The organism is Blautia sp. ZXY-1-B12, from assembly GCF_056339915.1.
The window spans coordinates 1-9,647 of sequence record NZ_JBWJVP010000202.1 but is presented as its reverse complement, the minus strand read 5'-3'; the positions used below and the strand labels follow the sequence as shown (position 1 = coordinate 9,647).

At 43.7% G+C, this 9,647-nt stretch carries 6 protein-coding genes and 1 pseudogene; 6 read left to right on the top strand and 1 reads right to left on the bottom strand.

All coding sequences use genetic code 11. The annotated features are described in order from the left end of the window. Positions 1-154: 154 nt before the first annotated feature. Positions 155-1,219, top strand: a pseudogene (gene trpB, locus AC075L_RS12565) (tryptophan synthase subunit beta); the annotation flags it as partial. Beyond that, positions 1,212-1,991: a tryptophan synthase subunit alpha gene (gene trpA / locus AC075L_RS12560; protein WP_118593079.1), complete on the top strand. Its 780-nt coding sequence runs from the start codon at positions 1,212-1,214 to the stop codon at positions 1,989-1,991. The pseudogene trpB and the gene trpA, both read left to right, overlap by 8 nt. A gap of 353 nt (positions 1,992-2,344) precedes the next feature. Here the strand turns inward: trpA and AC075L_RS12555 are convergent, their stop codons facing one another. Next, complete coding sequence (locus tag AC075L_RS12555; protein WP_476387766.1) at positions 2,345-3,139, bottom strand: Cof-type HAD-IIB family hydrolase; 795 nt, start codon at positions 3,137-3,139, stop codon at positions 2,345-2,347. 609 nt (positions 3,140-3,748) lie between these two features. Between AC075L_RS12555 and AC075L_RS12550 the strand changes: the two genes are divergently transcribed. From AC075L_RS12550 to AC075L_RS12535, 4 genes are all read left to right on the top strand, one after another. Next, positions 3,749-4,699: a diacylglycerol/lipid kinase family protein gene (locus tag AC075L_RS12550; RefSeq protein ID WP_055150387.1), complete on the top strand. Its 951-nt coding sequence runs from the start codon at positions 3,749-3,751 to the stop codon at positions 4,697-4,699. A gap of 1 nt (position 4,700) precedes the next feature. Further along, complete coding sequence (locus tag AC075L_RS12545) at positions 4,701-6,821, top strand: glutamine synthetase III family protein (RefSeq protein ID WP_022380145.1); 2,121 nt, start codon at positions 4,701-4,703, stop codon at positions 6,819-6,821. A 116-nt stretch (positions 6,822-6,937) separates the two neighbouring features. Beyond that, positions 6,938-7,858: an AAA family ATPase gene (locus AC075L_RS12540; RefSeq protein ID WP_055150380.1), complete on the top strand. Its 921-nt coding sequence runs from the start codon at positions 6,938-6,940 to the stop codon at positions 7,856-7,858. After that, positions 7,848-9,641, top strand: coding sequence for a cobaltochelatase CobT-related protein (locus AC075L_RS12535; RefSeq protein ID WP_476387765.1), 1,794 nt, complete (start codon positions 7,848-7,850; stop codon positions 9,639-9,641). The genes AC075L_RS12540 and AC075L_RS12535 overlap by 11 nt, the downstream gene beginning before the upstream one ends. Positions 9,642-9,647 lie beyond the last annotated feature (6 nt).

Genomic DNA, 9,647 nt, shown 5'->3' with positions numbered 1-9,647 from the left:
AAGAAGAAGAAGAAGAAGAAGAAGAAGAAGAAGAAGAAGAAGAAGAAGAAGAAGAAGAAGAAGAAGAAGAAGAAGAAGAAGAAGAAGAAGAAGAAGAAGAAGAAGAAGAAGAAGAAGAAGATGATGATGATGATGATGATGATGCACCGACGCAGAGCTTACAGAGCTTCTGAACGAATATGCAGGAAGACCATCCCGTCTCTACTTTGCATCTCACATGACAGAAGATCTGGGTGGAGCAAAAGTATACTTAAAGAGAGAAGACTTAAACCATACAGGTGCTCACAAAATCAACAATGTACTTGGTCAGGTACTTCTTGCAAAAAAAATGGGCAAGACCCATGTCATTGCAGAAACAGGCGCAGGTCAGCATGGTGTGGCAACAGCAACAGCAGCAGCTCTTATGGGTATGGAATGTGAAATCTTCATGGGAAAAGAAGACACAGAACGTCAGGCATTAAATGTATACAGAATGCGTCTTCTGGGTGCAAAGGTCAATGCAGTTACTTCCGGTACTGCAACACTGAAGGATGCTGTTTCCGAGACAATGAGAGAGTGGACAAACCGTATTTCCGATACACATTATGTACTTGGTTCTGTAATGGGACCTCATCCGTTCCCTACAATTGTTCGCGATTTTCAGGCAGTGATCTCCAAAGAAATCAAAGAGCAGATCCTTGAAAAAGAGGGCAGACTTCCGGATGCAGTTCTTGCATGTGTAGGTGGCGGATCCAATGCAATCGGAACATTCTACAATTTTATCAATGACAAAGATGTCCGTCTGATCGGATGTGAGGCAGCAGGACGTGGCGTAAATACGGCAGAGACGGCAGCTACCATTGCAACCGGCAAACTGGGAATCTTCCATGGAATGAAATCTTATTTCTGCCAGGATGAATATGGTCAGATCGCACCTGTATATTCCATTTCCGCAGGTCTGGATTATCCGGGAATCGGACCGGAACATGCGCATCTCTATGATACAGGACGTGCAGAATATGTACCTGTCACAGACGAAGAAGCAGTAGAGGCATTTGAATATCTTTCCAGAACAGAGGGAATCATTCCTGCCATCGAAAGTGCTCATGCAGTCGCTTACGCAAGGAAAATTGTTCCACAGATGAGAAAAGACCAGATCGTGGTCATTACAATTTCCGGACGTGGAGATAAGGACTGCGCAGCAATCGCGCGTTACAGAGGGGAGGATATCCATGAATAAGAGAATTACAGAAGCATTTGAAAAAGGAAAGGCATTTATCCCGTTTATTACCTGTGGAGATCCGTCTCTGGAAGTGACAGAGCAGCTTGTCTATGCAATGGAGGAAGCTGGTGCAGACCTGATCGAGCTTGGGATTCCGTTTTCTGATCCTACAGCAGAGGGACCGGTGATCCAGGGAGCAAATGTGAGAGCACTTTCAGGTGGTGTGACTACAGACAAGGTATTTGACATGGTGGTAAAGATCAGAAAGAACAGTTCTGTTCCTATGGTGTTTATGACTTATGCGAATGTAGTATTCTCCTACGGAACGGAGCGATTTATTAAAACTGCCGCAGAGATTGGCATGGATGGGCTGATTCTTCCGGATGTGCCGTATGAGGAAAAAGAGGAATTTGATATTGTATGTAAGAAATACGGTATTGATCTGATCTCTCTGATCGCGCCGACTTCTCATGAGAGGGTCGCACAGATTGCGAAGGATGCGGAAGGATTTGTGTATTGTGTTTCTTCTCTTGGTGTTACAGGAACAAGAACTAATATTACTACGGATATCGGAGCTATGGTGAAGTTAGTGAAGGCTGTGAAGGATATTCCATGTGCTGTGGGATTTGGTATTTCTACGCCGGAGCAGGCGAAGAAGATGGCAGCACAGTCGGACGGGGCTATTGTGGGATCTGCTATTGTTAAGTTGTGTGCAGAACATGGAGCGGACTGTGTACCGTATGTGAAAGAGTATGTGAAAGCTATGAAGGATGCGGTAATGGAAGCTTAAATATTGAAAAAGGGACGCGCAGAAACATATTTCATTTCGTGTGCGGTTTCGGAGCCTAAGAACTTCTAAGCTGCTAAAAATATGCTAAAAACATAAGAAAAATGACCCAAACTCGCCGCATGCTGCGGCTCAGACAGTGGGTCATTTTTCTTATAACGCATATTTTTATCAGCTAAGAAGTTCTAAGACTCCTGCAAATGCACAGGAAATGAAATATGTTTCTGCGCTGTGTATTGGTATGAAATGAAAATCCTTCTGATAGATTGCGGAGAAGTTATTATAGCAATTTCATAAAATACTGCAAGTAATCCAGTCCGTCATAGCGTGGAGAGCTGCGGAGTAATTCGTATCTTTTATAAGAAAGATTTCAGAATCTGCAGAACTCCGTTTTCCCAGTAGGGTGGGCAAGTATCTTTGGCAGCAGCTTGTACTTCCGGGCGGGAGTTGGAGACTGCGTAGCTGAGACCGGCATTCTGAAGCATTTCAATATCGTTGAGGTTATCTCCGAAAGTGCAGGTTTCGTCAGGTGAAATTCCCAGATATTCCTGAAGGAAAGCAACGGAAGGACCTTTGCCGGAACCTGGGGCAGTACAGTCCATCCATTCCTTGCCGGCGGCAGCCATAACTGTTTTGTCTTTCCAGGTGGGAGTGAATAAAGGGGCGCACATTTCCTCACAGGCGTTGGGGTGGTAGACAGCAAATTTGTTTACCTGCTGCCCCTCGAGTTTTAACATTTTCGGAACTTCATGGATATCATATCCGTAAGAATCTCTCAGCCAGTGAAACATCTGGCTGCCTCCGTCTTCTGCGAAACAGCGTTCAGGTGTGGAAATAAAATAATCACAGGAAGGCATATCCTCTCTTACCATAGAACACATTCCTTTCCAGATTTCGTCCGGCAGAGTATCCACTTTCAGAATCTCCTTCGGAGTCCGTACAACAGTTCCTCCGTCAGAGATATAAAGCAGTCTGTCTGCGACAGGGGTAAACAGTTTTCTCTCACTTCTGTACTGCCGTCCGGAGCATGCCACAAAAACAATCCCCTTATCAATCAGCTTTCCGATAACCTCCATATACTCCCTGTCAATAGCCAGAGTCCCATCCTTTACCAAAGTTCCATCTATATCTGAAGCAATCAATTTAATCATATGAATAAGAAATCCTTTCTATAAAAATTCATTTTATAAATTCTCTTTGTAATAAGTCCCTTCTATAATAAATACAATTCTCATTCTATCACGCCAAAATATAACTTGCCATAAAAAATTTAGAAAAATTGCAACTATTCACCAGTCCCAGTTCATGCGTTACCATCCTGCAAAATGTTCTGTGAGAAAATCTCATCTGCATAGCCTGTCGTTGCAAGGCACATTACTGTGAACGAAGTGAGCAGTAACAGCCCGGCAGTCCACAGCCAACCAACAGGCAGGAAATATTTTTGTTTTCAGGTGCATTTGCAGTGGGCGTAGCAACTCTTGGTGCGTGGGAATCTGCGTTATTCAAAAAATGCTCACTGTCTGAGCGAAGCGAGTTTGAGCATTTTTTGAATGCTTTTAGCAGATTTCCACGCACCTAGAGTTCCTAGCCCGCGAAACCGCACCTGAAAACAAAAATATTTCCTGCCGTCCCCAAACTTTTTTTGCCCCATGAACCCCATTGACTTTTCACCTCTTTTTTTTTATATTATATAAATAGAATTCCGCGTACCCATAAACCTACGCGTTCAAACTCTGAAAAAGAAGGAGAAATGCATAAAAATGGATAAGAAAATGCTCTTTGTTTTCAACCCAAAAGCAGGCAAAGGTAAGATCAAAGCAAATCTGCTTGATATCGTGGACATTTTTAACAAAGGCGGTTATGAAGTCATTATCTATTCCACACAGAAACCAAAAGATGCCTACGAGAAAGCCAAAGAATACGAATCCAAAGTGGACCTTATCGTATGCAGCGGCGGAGACGGGACTCTTGATGAGGTGGTTACCGGAGTAATGGAAAAGAAGAGTTCCATTCCCATCGGATACATTCCGGCAGGAAGCACCAACGACTTTGCAAACAGTCTCTTTATGCCGAAAAGCATGACAGATGCCGCTTCCATGATCATGGAAGAGAAACTTTATCACTGTGACATCGGCAGATTCAATAACCAGAGCTTTACATATATAGCAGCTTTCGGTCTTTTCACAGATGTAGCCTATCAGACAGATCAGGATCTCAAGAATATCCTTGGCCATGTAGCCTATCTTCTTGAGGGAGTGAAACGCCTTTTTGATATCAAATCATACCATATGAGAATTGAATCCGAAGAATTAACTGTGGAGGATGACTTCATCTTTGGGATGATCACCAATTCCCGTTCAGTGGGAGGGTTCAAGAACCTTACAGGTAAGAACGTGGATATGAATGACGGACTTTTTGAAGTTACCATGATCACAAGACCGAAGAATCCGCTGGAATTGCAGGAGATCATGACTGCAATGCTGACAGCAGAGGACAATACAGATCTGATCCATTCTTTTAAATCAGCCAGGGTGACCATTACCTCAGAAGAACCGGTACCATGGACTCTGGACGGTGAATACGGCGGCAGTCATACACAGATAGAGATTGAAAACTGCCACGAAGCACTGAATCTGTATCTGAAAAGTACAAAAAATGAGGAAACCAGATCAATTGGAATTTCCCCGTTAATAAATAAAAAGGAGAAATAAAATGGGTGAGTATATCAATGTAGTAGAGACTTTTGGATGTGACGTGTTTAATGATTCCGTCATGCAGGCACGACTTCCGAAGAAGATCTACAAAGAATTGAAAAAAACCATAGAAGAGGGCAAAGAACTGTCTATGGAAATTGCGGATGTAGTAGCACACGAGATGAAAGAATGGGCCATCGAGAAAGGTGCCACACATTACAGCCACTGGTTCCAGCCCCTTACAGGTGTGACAGCAGAGAAACACGATGCTTTTATCACAGCTCCGATGGATAACGGCAAGGTCCTGATGTCTTTCTCCGGAAAAGAACTGATCAAAGGTGAACCGGATGCATCTTCTTTCCCATCTGGTGGATTAAGAGCAACTTTTGAAGCAAGAGGATATACAGCATGGGACTGTACATCACCGGCTTTTGTCCGTCATGATGCAGCAGGCGGAACACTCTGTATTCCTACTGCATTCTGTTCCTATACAGGAGAAGCACTTGACCAGAAGACACCACTTCTTCGTTCTATGGAAGCAATCAACACCCAGGCACTCCGTCTGCTGAGACTTTTCGGAAATACAACTTCTAAGAAAGTAACTCCGTCAGTAGGAGCAGAGCAGGAATATTTCCTGATCGATAAAGAGAAATGGCTTCAGAGAAAAGACCTGATCTATACAGGCAGAACTCTTTTTGGAGCTATGCCTCCGAAGGGACAGGAAATGGATGACCATTACTTTGGAAGTATCCGTCAGAGAATTTCCGCATACATGAAAGAGGTAAATGAAGAATGCTGGAAGCTTGGAATTCCTGCAAAGACACAGCATAATGAGGTTGCTCCTGCACAGCATGAGCTTGCACCGATTTATGCACCGGTCAATATCGCAGCAGACCAGAACCAGATGATGATGCGTATCCTTAAAAAGGTTGCCAGCCGTCATGGAATGCGCTGTGTCCTTCATGAGAAACCATTTGCAGGTGTGAACGGTTCCGGTAAGCATAACAACTGGTCTCTTACCACAGATGACGGAATCAATCTTCTGGATCCGGGCAAAACACCTCATGAAAATATTCAGTTCCTTCTGGTCCTCACCTGTATCCTGAAAGCAGTAGATGAACATGCAGATCTTCTGCGTGAATCTGCGGCAGATGTGGGAAATGACCAGAGACTTGGCGGCCATGAGGCACCGCCGGCAGTGATTTCCGTATTTCTTGGAGAGCAGCTGGAGGATGTTCTGGAACAGCTGGTCAGCACAGGAACAGCAACTCACAGTAAAAAGGGAAGTAAGCTGGAAACAGGTGTTAAGACTCTGCCTGATTTCATGAAGGATGCCACAGACCGTAACCGTACTTCACCTTTTGCTTTCACAGGAAATAAATTTGAATTCCGTATGGTGGGCTCAAGAGATTCTATTTCCGCATGTAACGTAGTCCTGAATACGATCACGGCAGAAGTATTTAAGGAAGTATGTGACCGCCTGGAAAAAGCTCCTGATTTCGAACTGGCGGTACATGACCTGATCAAAGAATATGCCACAGATCATCAGAAGATCGTATTTAACGGAAACGGCTATGCGCCGGAATGGGAGAAAGAAGCTAAACGCCGCGGACTTCCGATCCTTCCGAGCATGGTGGATGCAATCCCTGCACTTACTACAGAGAAGGCAGTGAAACTCTTTGAATCTTTTGATGTATTCTCAAGAGCTGAGCTTGAATCACGTGCAGAGATTAAATATGAAATTTACTCTAAAGCAATCAATATTGAAGCAAAGACAATGATCGACATGGCAACCAAGCAGATCATTCCGGCAGTTATCAGATATACCACTGTTCTTGGCGAATCTATCAATACAGTGAAAACAGCGGGCGAAGGACTGATCGATGTAAGTGTACAGCTTGATCTGCTCAAGAAAGCATCAAAACTCTTAAAGGCTGCAAACAGTGCCATGAGTAAGCTGAGCAAACTGGTTGAGAAGATCCCGGAATATGCAGAGGGACGGGACAGAGCTGTATTCTGCAGAGAAAAGGTGGTTCCTGCAATGGAAGCTTTACGTGAGCCGGTGGATGAACTGGAAATGATCGTAGATAAGGAAATGTGGCCGATGCCATCTTATGGAGATCTTGTATTTGAAGTATAATGTTGTAAAAATATAAAGAAGAATGCTATAATAAAAGGGTCGTGAATCTGTAAAAGATAAGCGGCCTTTTTCTATAACACAAACTGGACTATAATAGTTATATAAAGGAGAACTAAATGGAAGAACTGAAATTTCTGGAGGAGCAGCAGGTAGCCCCTGAACTGATAAAGAGAGTAGAAGAATTCCGTAGCCGGTATGAAGTGGCACCGGAAACAGCAGGCAGGATTGTGAAACCATCCATTCCATTTTACGGAAAAGACATTCTGGAAATGGCCATTGCCGGACTGCTCAAAGGGGAGAATCTATTACTCACCGGTCCGAAGGCAACAGGAAAAAATATCCTTGCAGAGAACCTGGCATATATTTTCAACCGTCCCGCGTACAATGTTTCTTTTCATGTAAATACTAACAGCGGAGATCTGATTGGCACAGACACTTTCGTGGACAACGAAGTTAAGCTCCGCAAAGGAACTATCTATCAGTGTGCAGAATACGGTGGTTTCGGAATCCTCGACGAGATTAATATGGCAAAGAACGATGCAGTTTCCGTTCTTCATGCAACTTTGGATTATCGCCGTTCCATCGATGTCCCGGGCTATGACAAAATTGATCTTCATCCGGCTGCCCGTTTTATCGGAACTATGAATTACGGTTATGCAGGAACCAAAGAACTCAATGAAGCGCTGGTATCCAGATTTCTGGTCATAGACATGCCGGCTCAGACTGAAGAATCCCTGGAATTTATTTTCCGCCGGATGTTCCCGAATATAAAAGAAAACGCCAGAACACAGTTCATCGGAGTATTCCTGGATCTTCAGCTCAAAGCCACAAACAGTGAAATTTCCACCAAACCTCTGGATCTGCGAGGTCTCCTTGCAGCCATGAAGATTGTAGAAACCGGACTTTCTCCGAGAAAAGCAGTTACTATGGGAGTGGTGAACAAGACCTTTGACATTTTCGAGAAAGAAATCGTAGAGGATATTGTGAAAACCAGAATTCCGGCAGACTGGACAAGGGATGATGTATATGAAAGATGAGAAAATCGTAGAAATCGACGATTACCGTCTGGAACTGGAAAACAGGATCCGCAATCTCCTCTGGACTATCAGCGGGGATTACACGTTAAATATGAAAGTAGACGTTTCCCTGTATCTGCGCTCAAAAGCAATCGCTCTGTATGACGGCATCAAGCAGGGCGCTCTGGCAAAATATTATGACAGGAATCTGCTGGGTTTATATCTGGTAAAAAAAGTTTTCTGCCAGGCAGGAGAGGGAGAACTGACTGCAGTAGCACAGCTATGTGTAGAAGAAGCAATCGGGGACAAAATCTGTCAGGAACGTCCGGGAGTCCGGGAGATGCAGAAGGAAGCATTCGAGGATATCCTGGATCAGGAGTTTGAACAGATGCCCGCATACGGAGATATTCTCGGTCGCCTGAAGATTGCCATCCTGCGTGACCGTTTACAGAATGGAAACCATTATGTAGAAGAGCGTCTTCGGAAAATCCGCGACATGGTTTACAAAGCCAGAACAGCTGCAGACACTATAGAACTGATCCGTATTATTGACAGTCTTTACAACACTATCATTGATCCGGATTTTGAGAAAGATCATGGAACACTGGAACAGGTTATGGCAGTCACCATGGAAGAACTGACAGAATACGACTGGGAAGATTTTCTCACAGAAGAACTTTATGAGGAAGCTCTGGAGAGTTACATCGAACAGATGACAAATAAGATTACGGACATGGAAGACACTGCTGTCACTGAAGAAATGGAAAAACAGCGCCAGACCAAACACAAAATTACAATTCTCACAGAGGAAGAACTTGAGAAAGCATACACCTATGTTGAGTTGAATTTCGGAAAAACTTATCTGACTCCTGCAGAAGAGAAGCGAATGAATTATCTGATGTGCAGGGAACTTCACAGAGACTGCAGCCTTTATTTTACAGAAGGAATTCTCAAGAATCCGGTCAAACGAAACTATCAGTACGAATATGCAGTGCGATTAAAGAATAAGAATATCTGGCTCTACCATGACAAACACAGAATCGTAAAGCAGAACATCGCATCCCTCACAGATCTTTTGCGAAAGACGCTGGTGCTGAAAAGCGAGACGCAGGAAGTACTGTCAGACAGAGGAACGATCATTCCGTCCAGACTCTGGCGTGTGGGCAGAAGCAGTGAAGCAAATCTGTTTAAAAGAGAATTGAAATCTGATGCATCTGATTTCGTAGTAGATGTGCTGATCGATGCCAGCGGTTCCCAAATGTCCAGGCAGGGAGATGTGGCATTACAGGCTTATATCATCAGTGAAGCATTAAGTAATGTAAACCTGCCTCACCGTGTCATGAGCTTCTGCACATTCTGGGACTATACGATCCTTCACAGATTCCGTGAGTACGATGATCCACAGTCAGCTAATGAAAATATTTTTAATTATGTAACTTCTTCCAATAACAGGGATGGACTTGCTATCAAAACCGCAGGATACGGTCTGCTTCAGAGATCTGAGGAGAAAAAAATCCTCATTGTATTAAGTGATGGAAAACCATATGATGTCATCGTAAACAGACCTCACGCAAAGAACCCGGAACCTTATATGGGAAAATATGCGATCAATGATACTGCTACAGAAGTGCGGCACCTGCGAAACCTTGGAGTAAGTGTTCTGGGAGTCTTTGACAGGGGAAGAAAAGGACCTATCCACAGAAAAAAGATATTTGGAAAAGATTTCGCATATATCCGGGATATTTCGAATTTTTCCAGAATTGTTGGGAAATACCTGATTAAACAGTTGGATTCAGATGAATAGACTGAT